The sequence below is a fragment of the Streptomyces roseochromogenus subsp. oscitans DS 12.976 genome, assembly GCF_000497445.1.
Taxonomy (GTDB): Bacteria; Actinomycetota; Actinomycetes; order Streptomycetales; family Streptomycetaceae; genus Streptomyces; species Streptomyces oscitans.
On record NZ_CM002285.1, the window covers coordinates 8,823,675 to 8,841,520 of the forward strand.

Below are 17,846 nucleotides of genomic sequence, written 5' to 3' on the forward strand. Positions count from 1 at the left end.
CTAGTCTGTCGGCCAGACGATCACCAGCCAGCTCCCGGGGAGCGCCCGTGACGCGACCTCGCAGACAGCCCGCCCGGCGTCGTGGCGTCGGCCTGCGCCGCGACACGGTCCTCGCCACCCTCCCCGTCGCCGTGGCGGCAGTCATCGGCGCCGCCGGACCCACCGCGGCGGACACGACCGGCGCACCCGGCGCGGGCGACCCCTACTTCCCGCTCAGCGGCAACGGCGGCTACCACGTCCGGCACTACGACCTGACGCTCCGTTATGACACCTCCTCCCGGCACCTCGACGGCGAGGCTGTGCTCACCGCCCGCGCCACCCAGAACCTCAGCCGCTTCGACCTCGACCTCCAGGGCCTGAAGGTCAGCGGCGTCACCGTCGACGGCGCGCCCGCGGCCTTCCGGCGCGTCGGCCAGGAACTCGTCGTCACCTCGCGCCACACCCTGCGCACGGGCAGGAACTTCCGGGTCACCGTCGCCTACAACGGCACCCCGAAGCCGGTCACCGACCCCGACGGCAGCACGGACGGCTGGATCCCCACCGACGACGGCGCCTTCGTCGCGGGCGAACCGCAGGGCGCGATGACCTGGTTCCCGGCGAACAACCACCCCAAGGACAAGGCGTCGTACGACTTCACCATCACCGTTCCGCAGGGGCGCACGGCCGTCGCCAACGGCGATCTCCTCGCACAGCGCACCACACACGGTCGTACGACCTTCCGCTGGCGCGAGACCCAGCCGATGGCCTCCTACCTCGCCACCGCGACCATCGGAAACTTCGAGGTCGAGCAGTACACCACCCGCGACGGCATCCATGTGTACAACGCCGTCGACCCGCGCGAGGCGAGCGCGGCCGCTCCGGTGCTGAAGCAGCTGCCGTCCGTCCTCGCATGGGAGAGCAAGCTGTTCGGGCCGTACCCGTACCGCTCCGCCGGATCGATCGTCGACCACGCCCCGGACACCGGCTACGCCCTGGAGACCCAGACCCGGCCGCTCTACGACTCCGCGCCCGACCTGAACACCCTCGTTCACGAGAACACCCACCAGTGGTTCGGCGACTCCGTCTCGCTGACCTCCTGGAAGGACATCTGGCTCAACGAGGGCTTCGCCACCTACACCGAGTGGCTGTACGCCGAGCAGCACGGCGGCGACAGCGCCCAGAAGACCTTCGACGCCGACTACGCGCGCCCGGCGAGCGACCCGCTGTGGGCCTACCCGCCGGGCGATCCGGGCAGCGGCAAGAACATCTTCGGCACGCCCGTCTACGTCCGCGCCGCCATGACCCTGCACGAACTGCGCAAAGCCGTCGGCGACGGGGACTTCTTCCGGATCCTGCGCGCCTGGACGGCCGGACACCGCGACGGCCACGGTACGACGGCCCAGTTCGTGCGGCTCGCCGAGGGGACGTCGGGGAAGCGTCTGGCCGGACTGTTCCACACGTGGCTGTACGCGAGAGGCAAGCCGAACAGCGCCTGAACCCTGACCGGTTCCACACAAGTGCGCGCCAGGGCGCGGTGCGAGCAGGCCGTCGGCTCCGCTCGACCAGGTCGCCGCCCACCGGGTCGCAGCCGGAGCCGCCCGGGGTAGCCCTGCGCACCGAGGCCGACGACGCGGCCTGGCTGGACGCCGACCCGGTACCGATGCGGCAGGCCCTCGGGAACCTGGTCTCCAACGCGCCGCGGCACACGCCGGCCGACGGCACGGTCACGCTCGCGGCCCACCGGGACGGCATGGACGTCGTCCGCATCGTCACCGTCACCGGGGCGGGCATCGTGCCGGAGGACCTGCCGCACGTCTTCGACCGGTTCTGGCGCGCCGCGAAGTCCCGCGGTCGCCGCACCGGCGGCAGCGGCCTGGGCCTGCCGATCGTGGGCCGCCTGGTCGCCGCCCACGGCGGCACGGCCGACGCCGCGGGCGAGCCCGGCGAGGGCGCGGTCTGAACGGTGTGGCTACCCTTCGCCGGACCACGGCGACGCACCCTCACCGCCCATGGCGGGTGGCAGGGTCAGGCCGAGCGCGGCCGGGAGCGGGCGCGGCGGCGCAGCGCACGGCGCTCCAGCTCGGTCGTCCCGCCCCAGATGCCCATGCTCTGGCCCGTCCCCAGCGCCCAGTCCAGGCACGGCTCCCGGACGGGGCAGTGCCCGCACACCGCCTTGGCCCGCTCGGTCTGCACCTGGGCGGGTCCGGTGGTGCCGATGGGGAAGAAGAGGTCGGGGTCTTCGTGACGGCAGGCGGCATGGTCGCGCCAGTTGTCCATCGAAGTCTCCTGGATCGGAGGGAATGCGTGGTCCGGGTTCGGGTGACCGGCCGGGGCGGTGTGAAACGGCGCGACCGGCGGGGGATCGCGCGAGGATCGCGATCCGGTCATGGGCGCGCGTACGGCCCAGGGTGAGCCGTCCGCGCTCAACAGGCCGGGAAACGGGGCGGATCGGCCATCGGCCGCGGACACCCGTGCCCGACCGGGCACCGGCGGCGCGGAGTTGGCGGGCAGGACCGTGTGGGACCGCCGGGCGCCGCGCCACCGCGCGACCACCGTACTCCGCCGGGCGCTCGCATCGGTGTGAAACGGATAAAGCGTGACGGGGCCGTCAACTGCGCAGCGCCTCGGCCGCCGTCGCCGCCACCGCCTCGGCCAGTGCCGCGAGTGCGGGGGAGTCGAGCTTCCACTGCTGCCAGTACAGCGCGACGTCCATCCACGCGTCGGGGGCGAGGAGCACGAGCCGGCCCGCCGTGAGCAGTGGGTCCGCCTGGACCTCCGGCACCATGCCCCAGCCGAGTCCCGCGGCGACCGCGTCCAGGAATCCCTCCGAGGTGGGCACGTGGTGCCGGGACGGACCGGCCGAGCCGCCCCCCAGCCGCCGTACGAAGGCGTCCTGGAAGTCGTCCTTGCGGTCGAAGGCCACGACGGGCGCCTGGGGAAGAGCCTCCGGCAGCGGCCGCCCGGCCAGATGCGTCCCGGTGAACTCCGGTGCGGCGACCGGCAGATAGCGCATCCGGCCGAGCAGCCGCACGGCGCAGCCCGGCACCGGATCGGGCACGGAGGTCACGGCCGCCATCACCAGACCCTCGCGCAGCAGGGCCGCCGTATGGTCCTCGTCCTCGCGGTGCAGTTCGTAGCAGAGTCCCGCCACCCGGGTCAGCGCCGGCAGGAACCAGGTCGCCAGGGAGTCCGCGTTCACCGCCACCGACACCCGCGTCGGCTCCCCGGCACCGCTCAGCCCCAGCTCGCCCCAGGCGTCCCGCTCCAGCCGCGCGAGCTGCCGGGCGTAGCGCACCAGCACCGCGCCCGACTCCGTGGCCCGCACGGGCTTGGTGCGCTGCAGCAGCACCCGGCCGGTGCGCTGTTCGAGTGCCTTGACCCGCTGGCTGACCGCCGACGGCGTCACATGCAGGGCGGCCGCGGCGGCGTCGAAGGTGCCCTCGTCCACCACGGCGAGCAGCGTCCGCACCTGGTCCAGGGGAAGCTCGGTCATCACAATCGCTAAGGATAGATAAGAAACTTTAGCTGTACTGCGCAGAGCGGTCTGCCTGGGTTCGACGCATGAACCAGGCCCTGACCGCCGCGGCCGCCAGCTTCGGCACCGGCCTCTCCCTGATCGTCGCCATCGGCGCGCAGAACGCCTTCGTCCTGCGGCAGGGGGTGCGCCGGGACGCGGTCCTCGCCGTGGTCGGCATCTGCGCGCTGTCCGACGCGGTGCTCATCGCGCTCGGCGTCGGCGGGGTCGGGGCGGTCGTGGTGGCGTGGCCGGGCGCGGTCCGGGCGGTCGGCCTCGTCGGGGGTGTCTTCCTGCTCTGCTACGGCGTCCTCGCCGCCCGCCGGGTGTTCAGGTGGGGCGCCGCCGGGCTGAGCGCCGAGGGGGAGACCGCCGGCTCCCGGCGCCGGGCGGTGCTCACCTGCCTCGCGATGACCTGGCTCAACCCGCACGCTCATGTCCGGTTCCTGAGCGAAAACCCTTCGGCATGTACACGGGATCCTGAGATAGTCAGGTTCTCGAAGAGAAAAGATGTAGCGAGCAAGTAGCGAGCGACCAGGACACCCGTGGACACGAGCGAGAGCAGCACCACCGAACCCGACTCCGCGACGCACACGACGGATGCGACGGAGGTGACGGACGCGGCGCCTGCGCCCCGGCGCGGCTGGCGCCGCTGGGCGATGGACACCCGCCCGCTGCGCATCCCCGCCTACCGGCGCCTGTGGACGTCGACCATCGTCACCGCCGTCGGCAGTCAGCTCACCGCCGTCGCCGTGCCGAAGCAGATCTACGACATCACGCACTCCTCGGCATGGGTGGGCTACGCGAGCCTGGCGGGCCTCGTGCCCATGGTGGCGTTCGCGCTGTGGGGCGGGGCGGTCGCCGACACCGTGGACCGGCGCAAGCTGCTGCTGGTCACCAACTCCGGCATCGCCGTGACCTCGCTGCTGTTCTGGGCGCAGGCCGTCAGCGGGCTGGACTCGGTCGTCGTACTGATGCTGCTGCTCGCGGTGCAGCAGGCGTTCTTCGGGCTCAACGCCCCCGCCCGCAACGCCTCCATCGCCCGGCTGGTCCCGGCCGCGGAACTGCCCGCCGCGGGCGCGCTCGGCTCGACGGTGACGCAGACCGGCCTGGTGGCGGGCCCGCTGCTCGCCGGTGCGCTGATCCCGGTCATCGGGCTGCCCGAGCTGTACCTCCTCGACGCCCTGGCGCTGTGCCTGACCGTGTGGGCCGTCTTCCGGCTGCCCGCGCTGCCGCCGCTCGGCGAGGTCGCCGCCCGCCGGGCCGGGATACGCGAGATAGCCGAGGGCTTCCGCTACATGTCCCGGCACAAGGTGCTGCTGCTGTCGTTCCTCGCCGACATCGTCGCCATGGTCCTCGGCATGCCCCGCGCGCTGTTCCCGCAGCTGGCCGCCCAGACCTACCACTCCTACGGCGAAGGGCTGGCGCTCGGCGTGCTGTTCGCCGGCATCCCGGTCGGCGCGGTGCTCGGCGGCCTGTTCTCCGGTGTGTTCTCGCGGGCCCGCCGGCACGGCTGGATGGTCGTCGGCGCGGTCGTCGCCTGGGGCGTGGCCATCGCCGGCTCCGGGCTGAGCGGCAACCTGTGGGTGGCTCTGGCCTTCCTCGCCGCAGCCGGTGTCGCCGACATGGTCTCGATGGTGTTCCGCGGTGCGATCCTGCTGTCGGCGGCGACCGACGAGATGCGCGGCCGGATGCAGGGCGTGTTCACGGTGGTCGTCGTGGGCGGTCCGCGCCTGGCCGACGTGCTGCACGGCACGGTCGGCTCGGCGTTCGGCCCGCGGGCCGCCGTGGCGGGCGGTGGCGCACTGGTCGTCGTGGTCATGCTGGCCCTGACCGCGGCCGTACCGGCACTGCGCCGATACCGGATCTGAGCTACAGCAGTCCGGTGCGCCGCTGGATGGAGTACTGGTCCATCAGCTTGCCCCGCGTCGTCTCCAGGCGGTGGGCGAGGATCTCGGCCACCGTCCGGACCAGGGAGAGCCCGAGCAGCGGGTCCTCCACGCTCAGTGCGAGCACGGAGGGTCCGTCGAACTCGTAGGCCCGTACGTCGGTGTAGGCCACCGCGCCGAAGTCCCACTGGTACGGCGGGAACAGCCAGGACCAGCCGAGCAGGTCGCCGGCGCCGAGCGAGGCCACCGTCACCCGCTGCCGGGAGGTGACCTGCTGGTCCAGGTGGACCGCGCCCGAACGGATCACCCAGAACCGGTCGGCGGTACCGCCCGCCTCGAAGATGCGCGTGTCCTCCGGGAACGAGACCTCCTCGGCCAGTTCCATCAGGCGCTCGCGCTGCGCCTGGGGCAGGGCGGTCAGCAGTTTTATCGCTTTGGTCATGGCGCGGGGCTCCTCGCCGGCGGCGGTTCGGGTGCGTTCCTCTCAGCCCATTTCAGCCGCTGCCGCCCCTTGGGGCACCTCGAAGGACGCGGATTTCCTCGGCGGGTCCCCGTTCCGCCGCCGGCTGCGGACAGCAAGAAGCCCTGGCTGGACGGGGGAGGCCAGCCAGGGCCGTCTACGGTGATGCGGTCGAGGGAGGAAGGACGGTTCCGGTCACCCCCCGCACCACGTATGCATGAACGATAAACCATCTGGTTGGTGTGTCGGTACTCAGAAGTAGGTCACGTGACCTGTTTCACGCCCTCCGCGACACGGTGTTTGCGCCGGGGACCGAGGGGCAGGCGGAATCTCGTGCTTCGGACCGGAGGCGCGCGCCCAGCGGGAACCGTACGACCGCCGGGATCCCCCTTCCGGCGGACCGGGCGGTCCGCCCGCGGCAACCCTGACCTCACCGTTCGGGCAGGCTCCGGAACCCTGCTTCCGGTCGCGTGCCCTGAAACCACGTTCAGGAGCGATTCCGCATGCTGACCGACTTGTCGACAAGCCGTCCCGGAACGCCCGCCACGACCACCTGCGCCACACCCGCGCGCAGAACCCATGACGACACCCCTGACACCGCGGAACTGTTCGCCCGGCTCGCGAACCTGGGCGACGGCCCCGAACGGGACGCCCTGCGCGGCGAACTCGTCGCCGCCTGGCTGCCCATGGCCCACCGCATCGCCGGCCGCTTCCGCGACCGGGGCGAGTCCGTCGAGGACCTGCGGCAGGTGGCCGCACTCGGGCTGGTCAAGGCCGTCGACCGGTTCGACCCCTCCCGCGGGGCCTTCGAGAGCTATGCGGTGCCGACCGTCACCGGCGAGGTCAAGCGGCACTTCCGGGACCGGATGTGGGCCCTCAGGGTGCCGCGCCGGATCCAGGAACTGCGCAACCGGGTGCGCCTGGCCCGCCGCGAACTCGCCCAGCACCCCGGCAGCCCCGAACCCACCGTCACCGCCATCGCCGCCCACACCGGTCTCACCGAGGAGGAGGTCGGCGCGGGCCTGGAGGCGCTGGAGAGCTTCAGCACCCTGTCCCTGGACGCCGAACTGTCCGCCGGGGACGACGGCTGCAGCCTCACCGACACCCTCGGCGCGACGGACACCTCCTACGACGTCGTGGTCGACCGCGAGGCCGCGAAGGCGGGTCTGCGCCGGCTGCCCGAGCGGGAACGGGCCATCCTCTACATGCGGTTCTTCGAGGACATGACGCAGAGCCGCATCGCCGACCGGCTGGGCATCTCCCAGATGCATGTCTCCCGGCTGATCAGCCGCAGCTGCGCCCGCGTCCGCGACGAGGCGCTGGGCCGGTGCACGGGCGGCGCCCGCCCGGTATGACGCGCGGCCGAGGGACCGTCACTTCTTCGGCCGGTCCGCCCCGGTGGTGATGCCCAGCGGCCGGGCCAGGCCCGAGACCGCCTCGTCCAGCCGCTGCAGATGGCGCAGCACCCGGTCGGTGACCCGGCCGTAGCGCGGGGTACGCAGCGTTCCCGGCTCCAGCATCGAGGCGATGCTCGGGCCTGTCTCGATCTCCGCCGTGGCGCGCGGGTCGGCGACATGCGCGGAGATCGCCTCGATGTTGTGCACGATCCGCGCACACGCCCCGCGCAGCCGGGGGTCCGCCGCGATTGACGGATGCGTCGGCAGCAGCTCGGCCGTGGCCGCGAGTGAACGCCCGTGGTAGGCGCACGTCTCCAGCAGCGCCACCACGTACCGGGCGGTGTCCCGGCGGGCGCGCAGCGGGGCGATCGGATGGGTCAGCGGCTCGGTGGCCGTGCGCAGGTCGGCGAGCGCCTGGTCCAGATCGCGGGCCTCCTCCACCAGATCGGCGCCCGCCCCGCCGCTCAGCTGGTCCACGGCGGCCCGCGTGACCTCGGCGAGCCGGTTCAGCACCTCGACGAGGAGTTCGTTGGTACGGCGGTCGGTGTGGATCGGCAGCACCACCGCCGCCGCGATCACCCCGCAGGCCGCGCCGAGCGCCGTCTCCTCCACCCGCAGCACCAGCACCGACAGGCTGTAGGTGTTCAGCAGCGTGTACAGCAGTCCCAGCATCGCCGTGACGAAGAACGACATCAGCGTGTACGACAGGGGCGCGGTGTAGAACATCGCGAAGATGAACACGAGCACCAGCGCGAACGCCGTCCACGTGTGGTGCCCGACCAGTACGGCGAGCCCGATGCCGGCCACCACGCCGAGCACCGTGCCCAGCAGCCGCCGGTAGCCCTTCACCAGGATCTCGCCGGTGGAAGCGGTGTTGATGAACACGATCCAGCAGGTCAGCACCGCCCAGTACCAGCGCTGACTGGACAGCAGCTCGCCGCCGGCGATGGCCAGCGCGGAGCCGACGGCCACCTGCACCGCGGCCCGTGTCGTGGGACGGCTGAGGCCGGTCGGCTCCGGCTCCTCCGCCTCCTCACCCGCCTCGATCGCGGCGTCCTCCGCGTCCAGCTCCTCACGCGAGCGGGCCGTGGCCGGGCTGTCGTCCGACTCGTCCTGCGGCCCGTCCAGTGCCAGCCGCAGCCCCAGGGCGGCACGGGCGGCCTCGCCGAGCCCACGGAAGACGTCCTGCACAGCAGGAGAGGCCTTGGGCAGGTTCTCCTCCTCGCGGTAGCCGAGCAGCCGGTTGCGCACCTGCGCGAGCGCAGTGCCGCGGGCCTCGCCGAGCGGCCGCAGCATCAGCACCCGCAGCGCCTGCAGATCCCGGCGCAGCGCCTCCGCCGCGTCGTCCCGCACCGGCAGCTCACCGCCCAAGGGCAGCGGGGCGCCCGGCAGATGCAGGGTCAGGGTGTCGGTCCGCTCGGCGCTGCGCGCGGTGAGCAGGAGCAGGCCGAGCCGTTCGGAGGCGATCTCGGCGTCGGCGATCCGGCGCTGCAGCAGCCGGGCGACGGTCACGTCGGAGGTGCCGTCCTCAAGGCGCCCCTGGATCATCAGCGCCGTCTCGTGCAGCCGCGCGGTGGCCGTGCGCAGATCCTCCAGGACCTTCTCCACGTCGTCCGGGCCGGCGTCCAGCAACTCGGCCTGGACGGCGATCAGCTGGGCGAGCCGGGCGCGGAACGCCCGCCGCAGCCGGTCCAGGGTGCCGGCCGGGGTCTGCGGCAGCAGCACGAAGCGCGCGGCGGCACTGCAGGCGAACGCCACGCAGAGGACGCCGTACAGCGCGGGCAGCGTGGCGGTCGTCGCGTGCACGAACAGGGAGAGGAAGTAGACCTGAAAACCGATCAGGCCGAGCGCCGTGCCGCGGTCGCCGAACCGGCGGCCGTAGACCGCGCAGAAGATGAGGGCGACGAAGAACAGGTCACCGACGACGACCCGTTGGTTCAGCAGCGCGCCCAACGACACCGAGGCCAGGGCCACCGGCAGGCCGAGCGCGAGCGTCACGGCCTGCTGGGAGCGCTGCTTCTCGCGGATCGCGAAGGTCGACACCATCGCCGCCATGGCACCGGCGACCAGCTGGGACACCGGCACCCGCAGAGCGGCCAGGACGGTCAGGGTCAGCGCGATCGCGACGACCGTGCGCAGACCGGCGGTGAGCCTGAGCAGCCCGGGATCGGACGCCGCGAGCCGGTCCCACATCCGTACCCGCCCCGACCGTCCCGCTGTGCTCACGCCGCCGCGCTCTCTCCCGTGCCAGAAATCGATCTACGACCCAGCATCGCACAACGGTCCGAATTTCCTGCCTTCCGGTCAGCCGGGAAGTGATCAGCGGTCACCGGTGATCCAAGTCACCTCACGGGCTCCCCCCGGCCGTCCCGTCCGCCCGGGCCCGCACCTGTGCCGGCGTCAGATACGAGTCGGTGAACTCGAAGTCCTTCAGCCGGGCGGGCTTGCGGGCCTGGAAGCCGGTGCGGACGAAATCGTCGCCCGCGACCGCGTTCAGCAGCCAGTTGGTCATCACCCGGGTCTTGGCGACGTTGGTGCGCAGCGCCGACCAGTGGTACCCGCGGGCCACCGCCTGCGCCGGCAGCCCGCGCAGCTCGATGCCGAGCGGTTTGGACACCGCGTCCTTGCCACCGAGGTCGACGACGAGGCCCAGGTCATGGTGCACATACGGCTGCAGCGGCTGCCCCCGCAGGGTCGCGATGACGTTGTCGGCGACCGTCTTGCCCTGGCGCATCGCGTGCTGCGCGGTGGGCGGGCAGACCGTGCCCTTCTCGCGCTTGGCCAGGTCCGGTACGGCGGCCGAGTCGCCGAGCGAGAACACCCCGTCGTAGCCCGGCAGGGTCATCTCCGGGGTGACCGCGAGCCGGCCGCGGACCGTCTCCGCGCCGAGCGTGGCGATCAGCGGGCTCGCGACCACACCGGCCGTCCAGATCAGTGTGTGCGTCGGCACCACCCGGCCGTCGGTGAAGGTGACCTCCTCCGCCCCTGCCTTCTCGATCGACACGCCCAGCGACACCTCGATGCCGCGCCGCCCCAGGATCTCCTGCGCGCTGCGGCCGAGCTTGTCGCCGAGCTCCGGCATGAGCTTGGGCGCGATGTCGATCAGATGCCACTTGATCAGGCCGGGATCCAGGCGCGGGTAGCGGGCGACGGCCGCGTGCGTCAGCCGTTGCAGACAGGCGGCGGTCTCGGTGCCGGCGTATCCGCCTCCGACCACCACGAACTGCAGCCGGGCGGCCCGCTCGACCGGGTCGTCGCTGGCGTCGGCGAGGTCGAGCTGGGTGATGACGTGGTCGCGGATGTAGGCGGCCTCGGCGAGGGTCTTCATCCCGAAGGCGTGGTCGGTCAGACCCGGGATGTCGAAGGTGCGGGTCACACTGCCGGGAGCCAGCACGATGTAGTCGTAGGGCTCGTTGACGGTCTGGTCGGTGATGGTGCGCACGACGCACACCTTGGCCTTCAGATCCACGCCGATCGCGCCGCCGGGCAGGATCCGGGTGCGGTACTTCTTGCTGCGGCGCAGGCTCAGGGCGATCGACTGCGGCGTGAGCACACCGGAGGCGACCTGGGGCAGCAGGGGCAGATACAGCTGGTAGGAGTAAGGCGTCACCAGGGTGACGTCGGCCTCGGCGGGAGCGAGTTTCCGCTCCAGGCGGCGGACGCACCCCACTCCGGCGAAGCCTGCGCCAACCACCAGGATCCTGGGTCGTGTCACGGTGTTCATCCCTTTCTGCGGCTCCAGGCGGTCCGACTCGACGCCGTTCGCCTGCCTGGATCGAGGCGCACCACCTTCGATCCCACCGTGCCCCGGACCGTTCCGCCAGCCGGGCGCGGCAGGCAGACGAACGCGTGGGCACCAGCATGCCCCCACACGGGGCGGAGTAACCGGGGTTCGCACACTTACACGTCGTGCGCGCAGGCGACGTACGACGCGTACACGGCCGCCGGTCCTTACGGAGTCACCAGGGCAGGAACGCGTGGATGTCCTTGCCCTCGTCGTGCACGATGACGCTGACCTGCGTGCACAGCGTGTGCACCAGGTGCCAGCCGATGCCGCCGCCGCCCGTGCCCGGCTGGAAGGGCCGCGCTCTGGGCCTGACCGTGCTCGTGTCGTGCATCGTCACGTGCACACCGTCGAAGGTGCGGCGCAGTCGCAGGCCGAACGGCCCGGGCGCGTACTGGATCGCGTTGGCGGCCAGCTCCGTCACGACCAGCACGATGTCGTCCCAGTACTCGTGCGCGGCCGGCGGCGAGCGCAGGGCGAGCGCGCCCAGGAACTCCTCCGCGGCGAGCCGCGCCTCCGTGACATTCTGCAGCTCACCCGCGAAGGCGAAGACGCGCTCATAGCTGTCCTCCGCAGGCGGTATGCCGCCCCCGCGCCGCTCCGTCGACATCTCGCATTCCCTGGTTCCGGCTGGTCAGGGCCCGGCGGACCCTCGGACGAGCCGGTCGTCGGTCTGATCTCCTTCTGCGTGTGCGGGTTCCCCGCAGCCGGGGGGCTATGTACGAGGGCGGCCGCGGGGTACAGGACGTCAGCGGAAGACGTCGTCCGGCTCGTCCCAGTCCGCCGGCTCCCGCGGGCTCCGCGCCACCCGGGACCGCGCCTGGTACATCACTTCGATCTCGGCGGCGTAATGCCGGACTATCGCGTCCCGGCGCAGCTTCATCGACGGGGTGAGCAGTCCGTTGTCCGCGGCGAACGGCTCCGGCAGGACCCGGTAGACCCGGATGGACTCCGCACGCGACACGGCACTGTTCGCGGAGGCCACGGCCCGCGCGATCTCGTCCCGCAGCGCGTTCTCCTCACGGGTCTCGCGGCCCGGACCGCCGCCCTGGAGCGCCAGGCCGGCCCGCCAGTGCGCGAGGAAGTCCGGGTCCAGGGTCAGCAGGGCGCCGACGCAGGGCCGGTCGTCGCCGAGCACGACCGCCTGGTGGACGAGCGGGTGCATACGCAGCCGCTGCTCCAGCAGGGCCGGGGCGACGCTCGTGCCGCCGCTGGTGACGATGATGTCCTTCTTGCGCCCGGTGATCGTCAGATAGCCCTCGGAGTCCACTCGCCCGATGTCCCCGGTGGCCAGCCAGCCGCCGCGCAGCGCGGCCCGCGTCGCCGCCTCGTCACCGACATAGCCCTGGAACACCGACGGGCCGCGGACCAGGATCTCCCCGTCGTCGGCCACCTGGACCTCGGTGCCCGGCAGCGGCCGGCCCACGGTCCCGGACTTCTCCCGGCCGAGCGGCTGCATGGTGATCCCGCCGGAGGCCTCGGTCAGGCCGTAGCCGTCGTGGACGAAGATGCCGATGCCGTCGTAGAACAGGGTCAGTTCACGGCTGAGCGAGGAACCGCCGGAGGTGCCGCGCACCACCCGCCCGCCGAGCGCCGCCCGCAGCCTGCGGTACACCGTCCGCTCGTACAGGGCGTGCTGCAGTCTGAGGTCGAGCCCGGGACCCGGCCCGGTGCCCAGCCGGCGGCGCTCCTCGGCCGCGGCGAAGTCCCGCGCGGTCTGTGCGGCCCGCTCGAACAGGACACCCCGGCCCGCCTGTTGCGCGGCCCGCAGGACATTCTTGTAGAGCTTCTCGAACACCGACGGCACGCCGTACAGATACGTCGGCCGGAACGTGCGCAGCGCCGACGTCAGCGAGGCCTCGGTCAGCTCCGGCTCGTGCGCCATCAGCACACCGCCGCGGACACACGTGAGCATGATCATGATGCCGTACACATGCGAGAACGGCAGGAAGGCCAGCACCGACGGCTGCTGCCCCGGGGGTGCCGCGGTGTGCGCCCAGCCGGCCAGCACCGTGTCGCAGGGGTAGGCGAGACCGCGGTGGCTCAGCGCGCAGCCCTGGGGGCGGCCGGACGTGCCGGAGGTGTAGACGACCGCCGCCGTGGCGTCCGGCAGCACGATCCGGCGCAGCGACTCCACGGTGGTGTACGGCACCACCGCGCCCTGGCGGACGAGTTCGGGCACCGCGCCCGCGTCCAGCTGCCAGACGTGGCGCAGCCGCGGCAGCCCGGCACACACCGTGCCGACGGTCATCACGCCCTGCTCGTCCTCGACCAGCACGGCCACACAGCCGGCGTCCCGCAGGATCCACTCGGCCTGGTCGCGCGAGGAGGCCGGATGGATCGGCACGACCTCCGCGCCCACGGCCCACAGCGCGAGGCTGAACACGGTCCACTCGTGACGGGTGCGGGACATCAGGGCCACCCGGTGGCCGGGGGAGATCCCGGCGGCGACCAGCCCCTTGGCCAGGTCGACCACCTCGTCCCGCAGCTCCAGGGCCGTCACCTCCTGCCAGACGGTGGCGGCGGGATCCGCACGGTGCGCGAGCACCGGCAGGGTGGGACTGCGCTCCGCGGTGTCGAAGACGCTGTCGGCGAGACCGCCGGTGAGCGGCGGGGCAACGGCGGGAGCGAAAGCGACGTCGCGCATGCGTTGCTCCAGGGTGTACGGAGGGTCACACCGCCGATCGGCTCTGTGTCGGCGGTGCTCGAATGTAGCCGAGCCGAGCGCGTCCGGTGCGGGGAACGGAGAAGTCGTGATCGGCTGATGACCTGCGCGTGTCCGGGGCGCGGCGGAGACGCGTGCGGACGTGGGTGACGGCCGGAGCGTTCGGACGTGGGTGACGGCCAGCGGGCTCAGCCCTGGGTGTGCCGTACGCACTCGGTGACGACCCCGCGCAGGCTGCCGGCCCGCTCCAGCAGCCGGCGCTGCTGACGGGCCCCGTTGCCCCGCCGCAGCAGCTCCGTGAGGCCCTGCTCGGCGCGTTCGGCGTCACCGCAGGCGGTGAGGGCGTCCCCGGTGTACTCCAGCAGCGCGCGCAGCACCTCCGGAGCGGGGCGGGGCCGCATGGTCACGGGGTCGAGCAGGTCCTGGTCCATCCCCGACCGGGCGGCCTGCCAGGCGCCCAGCCGGAGCACGCTCACGCTGTGGTCCGGCGGCGGCCGGCCGGCCCGCCAGTCACGCGCCGCCGTCTCCACCAGGGCACGGGTCAGGGTGGCGACGAGCACGGCGGTCTGCGCGCACAGGCACACGTCCGCCACCCGGATCTCCACGGTCGGACAGTGGGCGGACAGCCGCGCGTCGAAGTAGGCCATCGCCTCGTCCAGGATGACGCCGGTGGCCATCATGTCCCGCACCCTGCGGTGGTACCGCTCGGGCGAGACGAACAGCTCGGTCGGGCCGGCCGACGGCCAGCGTTCCCAGACCCGGGTGCGGTAGCTGGCGTAGCCGGTGTCGCTGCCCTGCCAGAACGGAGAGTTGGCGCTGATCGCGACGAGCGCCGGCAGCCATGGGCGCAGCCGGTCGAGCACCGCGACCCCCTCCTCGTCGGACTCCACCGCAACATGGACATGGCAGCCGCAGACGAGCTGGTCCCGGGTGCCGACCCCGAACCGCTCGGCCAGCCACGCATAGCGCTCGTTCACGGTCAGCAAGGGATCGACCGGGAGCGGGGAGGCGGCGAGCGCCGCGACCGCGCAGCCGAACTGCCCGGCGTGCCGAGCCGCCTCCTTGCGGCAGCGCACGATCTCCTCGCTGAGGGCCGCCATGTCCGACTGCGGATGCGTGGCGAACTCCAGCATCTGCCCGAACAACTCCTCGTCGAACACGTCCTGCCCGGGATCGTCATGGGCGGCTTGAGCGAGGATGGCCGCAGCCACTGCCCTCGGGTCGCCGCTCTCCGGGTCGACCAGAAGGAGTTCCTCCTCCACTCCGACGGTGCGCACGTGGTGCCACCCTTCCGTGTTCATGCCACGAGGGGCCGGTCAGGGGCCGGGAGAACCCCGGCTGCCCCTGGGCCGGCCTCCGACACCTGTGGTTCAGCGCTCCGGCGCCAGCCAGAGCGTGGCGAGCGGCGGCAGCGTGACCCTGAGGCCATTGTCCTCGCGTTTCAGCGGCCCCGCGCTGCCGACCCCGCTGCCGCCGTAGCGGACGTCGTCGGTGTTCAGCGCCTGCCGCCAGGCGGGGAACCCGTCCGGGACCCACAGCCCGTAGTCGTGCCGGACGACCGGGGAGAAGTTCGAGACCGCGAGCAGCGGAGCGCCGTCGGCGGCGAAGCGCAGGAACGCGAAGACGTTGTCGTCCGCCGCATCGCACAGCACCCACCGGAAGCCGCCCGGGTCGCAGTCCCGCTGCCACAGGGCCGGGGTGTCCCGGTACAGCGTGTTCAGGTCCCGTACGAGATCCCGCACGCCCCGGTGATCGCCGGCCGAGTGGTAGTCGTCGCCGAGCAGCCACCACTCGGGGCCGTGCGCCTCGGACCACTCGGCCCCCTGGGCGAACTCCTGCCCCATGAACAACAGCTGTTTGCCCGGGTGGGCCCACATGAAGCCGAGGTAGGCGCGGTGGTTGGCCCGGCGCTGCCACCAGTCGCCCGGCATCTTCGACACCAGCGCCTGCTTGCCGTGCACGACCTCGTCGTGGGAGATCGGCAGGACGTAGTTCTCGCTGTACGCGTACACCATCGAGAAGGTCATCTCGTGGTGGTGGTACTTGCGGTGCACCGGCTCCTTCTGGATGTACTGCAGCGAGTCATGCATCCAGCCCATGTTCCACTTCAGCCCGAAGCCGAGCCCGCCGCAGTCCGTCGGCCGGGTCACCCCGTCCCAGGCGGTGGACTCCTCGGCGATCGTCACGACACCCGGGCAGCGCCGGTAGACGGTGGCGTTCATCTCCTGCAGAAAGGCGACCGCGTCCAGGTCCTCCCGCCCGCCGAAGACATTGGGCTCCCACTGCCCGGAGTCCCGTGAGTAGTCGAGGTAGAGCATCGAGGCGACGGCGTCCACGCGCAGCCCGTCGATGTGGAACTCCTGGCACCAGTACACCGCGTTGGCGACCAGGAAGTTGCGCACCTCGGTGCGGCCGAAGTCGAACTCGTACGTCCCCCAGTCCGGATGCTCGGCCCGCCGCCAGTCCCCGGGCTCGTACAGCGGTTCCCCGTCGAACCGGGCCAGCGCCCAGTCGTCCTTCGGGAAGTGCGCCGGCACCCAGTCCATGATCACACCGATCCCGGCCCGGTGCAGCGCATCCACCAGGTACTTGAAGTCGTCCGGGGAGCCGAGGCGCGGCGTCGGCGCATAGTACGAGGTGACCTGGTAACCCCAGGAGCCGCTGAACGGATGCCCGGCGACCGGCATCAGCTCGACGTGCGTGAAGCCCATCTCCTTGACATAGGCGGGCAGTTCGTCAGCTAGCTGACGATACGTCAGTCCTGGTCGCCAGGACGGCAGATGGACCTCGTACACGGAGAAGGGGGCCTGGTGCACGGGCGTGTCGCCCCGGTGGGCCATCCATTCCGCGTCGCCCCACTCATGCCGTGACACCGCGACGACCGACGCCGTGTCGGGCGGCACCTCCGTGCGCCGCGCCATCGGGTCGGCCTTGAGGAACCGATGGCCGTACCGGGAGGTGATCTCGAACTTGTACCTGGCGCCCTCGCCGATCCCGGGCAGGAACAGCTCCCACACCCCGGACGCGCCCAGCGAGCGCATCGGGTACTGGGTGCCGTCCCAGTACGTGAAGTCCCCGGCCACCCGCACCCCTTGGGCGTTCGGCGCCCACACGGTGAAGCGGGTGCCGGTCACACCCTGGTGTGTCATCGGCTCGGCGCCGAGCGCCTGCCACAGCTGCTCGTGCCGGCCCTCCCGGATCAGATGCAGATCCAGCTCACCGACAGCGGGCAGGAAGCGGTACGGATCGTGCACCTCCTGCTCGACGTCGTCGTACGCCACCAGCAGCGTGTACGCCGACGGGATCTCCGGGTACGGCAGCACGGCCGCGAACAGACCGTCGCCCTCGGACACGAGCGGATGGCGCGTGCCGTCGGCCACCACGCTCACCGCCCGCGCGTGCGGGCGCAGCGCCCGGAACACGGTGCCGCCCGGGACCGGGTGGGCGCCCAGCAGGGCATGCGGATCGTGGTGGGCGCCGCCGAGCAGCCGGCCGCGCTCGGCCTGGTCGAGCGCGGGGGGACGGGGGTCCCCCCGGACGTTGTCCGGGTGAGGGACGGCCCCGACCGGCGCGGGGCCGGCGGTCTCGGGGAGCGAGGTGCCGCGCAGAGCCATGACGTCAGCCTCCCCACACGGCGAGCCGCTTGATCGCCGCCATCGGTACCGGCAGCCAGTCCGGCCGGTGTCTCGCCTCGTACAGCACCTCGTACACCGCCCTGTCCGTCTCGTGCGCGCGCAGCAGCGCGTGCTTCTTCCGTGGATCCCAGCCGGCGCGGGCCGCGTAGCCCGCGCAGAACGCCTCCCGGCAGCGGCGCGCCCACTCGGGTCGCCAGGGGCGGCGCTGCCGGGCCGCGTAGTCGAAGGAGCGCAGCATCCCCGCCACGTCCCGCACCGGGGAGTGCGGGGCCTGCCGCTCGGCGAGCGGCCGGGACGGCTCGCCCTCGAAGTCGATGACGAACCAGTCGCGGCCGGCCCGCAGTACCTGCCCGAGGTGCAGATCGCCGTGGATGCGCTGCGCGGGCGGCCCGGTGTCGCAGGTGGCGAGTGCCTTGAAGGCGGCCCGCAGCCCCGGCACGAACGGCCTGAGCCCCGGTACGGCATGCGCGGCCGCGTCCAGCCGTGCGCACATCGCCCGCGCCGTACGGCCGTTCTCGCCCGG

At 72.4% G+C, this 17,846-nt stretch carries 12 protein-coding genes and 3 pseudogenes; 5 read left to right on the forward strand and 10 right to left on the reverse strand.

Annotation, left to right across the window (positions count from 1 at the left end):
- Positions 1-47 precede the first annotated feature (47 nt).
- Both M878_RS87890 and M878_RS87895 read left to right on the forward strand, forming a co-directional pair.
- Entirely contained in the window at positions 48-1,475 is a 1,428-nt protein-coding gene (locus M878_RS87890) for a M1 family metallopeptidase (protein ID WP_023553093.1), read from the forward strand.
- A gap of 61 nt (positions 1,476-1,536) precedes the next feature.
- A pseudogene (locus tag M878_RS87895) lies at positions 1,537-1,939 on the forward strand (sensor histidine kinase); the annotation flags it as partial.
- 65 nt (positions 1,940-2,004) lie between these two features.
- On the opposite strand, the gene M878_RS87900 reads toward M878_RS87895, so the two are convergent.
- Complete coding sequence (locus M878_RS87900) at positions 2,005-2,256, reverse strand: WhiB family transcriptional regulator (protein WP_023553095.1); 252 nt, start codon at positions 2,254-2,256, stop codon at positions 2,005-2,007.
- Positions 2,257-2,587: 331 nt separating this feature from the next.
- Positions 2,588-3,475: a LysR family transcriptional regulator ArgP gene (locus M878_RS87905; protein ID WP_031227025.1), complete on the reverse strand. Its 888-nt coding sequence runs from the start codon at positions 3,473-3,475 to the stop codon at positions 2,588-2,590.
- A 65-nt stretch (positions 3,476-3,540) separates the two neighbouring features.
- Between M878_RS87905 and M878_RS87910 the strand changes: the two are divergent.
- Both M878_RS87910 and M878_RS87915 read left to right on the forward strand, forming a co-directional pair.
- A pseudogene (locus tag M878_RS87910) lies at positions 3,541-3,933 on the forward strand (LysE/ArgO family amino acid transporter); the annotation flags it as partial.
- A gap of 105 nt (positions 3,934-4,038) precedes the next feature.
- A complete protein-coding gene (locus tag M878_RS87915; protein WP_023553098.1) occupies positions 4,039-5,364 on the forward strand; it encodes an MFS transporter in 1,326 nt (441 codons plus the stop codon).
- A gap of 1 nt (position 5,365) precedes the next feature.
- On the opposite strand, the gene M878_RS87920 is transcribed toward M878_RS87915, so the two are convergent.
- On the reverse strand, positions 5,366-5,824 hold the full coding sequence (locus M878_RS87920) for a cyclic nucleotide-binding domain-containing protein (protein WP_023553099.1): 459 nt from the start codon (positions 5,822-5,824) through the stop codon (positions 5,366-5,368).
- 521 nt (positions 5,825-6,345) lie between these two features.
- Here M878_RS87920 and M878_RS87925 point away from each other — a divergent pair.
- Complete coding sequence (locus M878_RS87925; protein ID WP_023553100.1) at positions 6,346-7,197, forward strand: SigB/SigF/SigG family RNA polymerase sigma factor; 852 nt, start codon at positions 6,346-6,348, stop codon at positions 7,195-7,197.
- Positions 7,198-7,215: 18 nt separating this feature from the next.
- Here M878_RS87925 and M878_RS87930 read toward each other — a convergent pair whose 3' ends face one another.
- From M878_RS87930 to M878_RS87960, 7 genes and pseudogenes are all read right to left on the reverse strand, one after another.
- Positions 7,216-9,432, reverse strand: a complete 2,217-nt coding sequence (locus M878_RS87930; RefSeq protein ID WP_023553101.1) for an FUSC family protein — start codon at positions 9,430-9,432, stop codon at positions 7,216-7,218.
- Positions 9,433-9,586: 154 nt separating this feature from the next.
- The gene (locus M878_RS87935) at positions 9,587-10,963 is read right to left on the reverse strand and encodes an NAD(P)/FAD-dependent oxidoreductase (RefSeq protein WP_023553102.1); all 1,377 of its coding nucleotides are present in this window, start codon (positions 10,961-10,963) and stop codon (positions 9,587-9,589) included.
- A gap of 235 nt (positions 10,964-11,198) precedes the next feature.
- On the reverse strand, positions 11,199-11,633 hold the full coding sequence (locus M878_RS87940) for an ATP-binding protein (RefSeq protein WP_023553103.1): 435 nt from the start codon (positions 11,631-11,633) through the stop codon (positions 11,199-11,201).
- A 138-nt stretch (positions 11,634-11,771) separates the two neighbouring features.
- On the reverse strand, positions 11,772-13,670 hold the full coding sequence (locus M878_RS87945) for an AMP-dependent synthetase/ligase (RefSeq protein ID WP_023553104.1): 1,899 nt from the start codon (positions 13,668-13,670) through the stop codon (positions 11,772-11,774).
- A 206-nt stretch (positions 13,671-13,876) separates the two neighbouring features.
- Complete coding sequence (locus M878_RS87950; protein WP_023553105.1) at positions 13,877-14,965, reverse strand: glutamate--cysteine ligase 2; 1,089 nt, start codon at positions 14,963-14,965, stop codon at positions 13,877-13,879.
- A gap of 93 nt (positions 14,966-15,058) precedes the next feature.
- On the reverse strand, positions 15,059-17,302 hold the full coding sequence (gene glgB / locus M878_RS87955) for a 1,4-alpha-glucan branching enzyme (RefSeq protein ID WP_023553106.1): 2,244 nt from the start codon (positions 17,300-17,302) through the stop codon (positions 15,059-15,061).
- Positions 17,303-17,306: 4 nt separating this feature from the next.
- A pseudogene (locus M878_RS87960) lies at positions 17,307-17,846 on the reverse strand (phosphotransferase); the annotation flags it as partial.

Bases quoted from the DNA above. Each gene is read 5' to 3' on its own strand.
- M878_RS87935 (WP_023553102.1), bottom strand. From the start codon at position 10,963: ATGAACACCGTGACACGACCCAGGATCCTGGTGGTTGGCGCAGGCTTC.
- M878_RS87925 (WP_023553100.1), top strand. From the start codon at position 6,346: ATGCTGACCGACTTGTCGACAAGCCGTCCCGGAACGCCCGCCACGACC.
- M878_RS87900 (WP_023553095.1), bottom strand. From the start codon at position 2,256: ATGGACAACTGGCGCGACCATGCCGCCTGCCGTCACGAAGACCCCGAC.
- M878_RS87930 (WP_023553101.1), bottom strand. From the start codon at position 9,432: ATGTGGGACCGGCTCGCGGCGTCCGATCCCGGGCTGCTCAGGCTCACC.
- M878_RS87945 (WP_023553104.1), bottom strand. From the start codon at position 13,670: ATGCGCGACGTCGCTTTCGCTCCCGCCGTTGCCCCGCCGCTCACCGGC.
- M878_RS87920 (WP_023553099.1), bottom strand. From the start codon at position 5,824: ATGACCAAAGCGATAAAACTGCTGACCGCCCTGCCCCAGGCGCAGCGC.
- M878_RS87940 (WP_023553103.1), bottom strand. From the start codon at position 11,633: ATGTCGACGGAGCGGCGCGGGGGCGGCATACCGCCTGCGGAGGACAGC.
- glgB (WP_023553106.1), bottom strand. From the start codon at position 17,302: ATGGCTCTGCGCGGCACCTCGCTCCCCGAGACCGCCGGCCCCGCGCCG.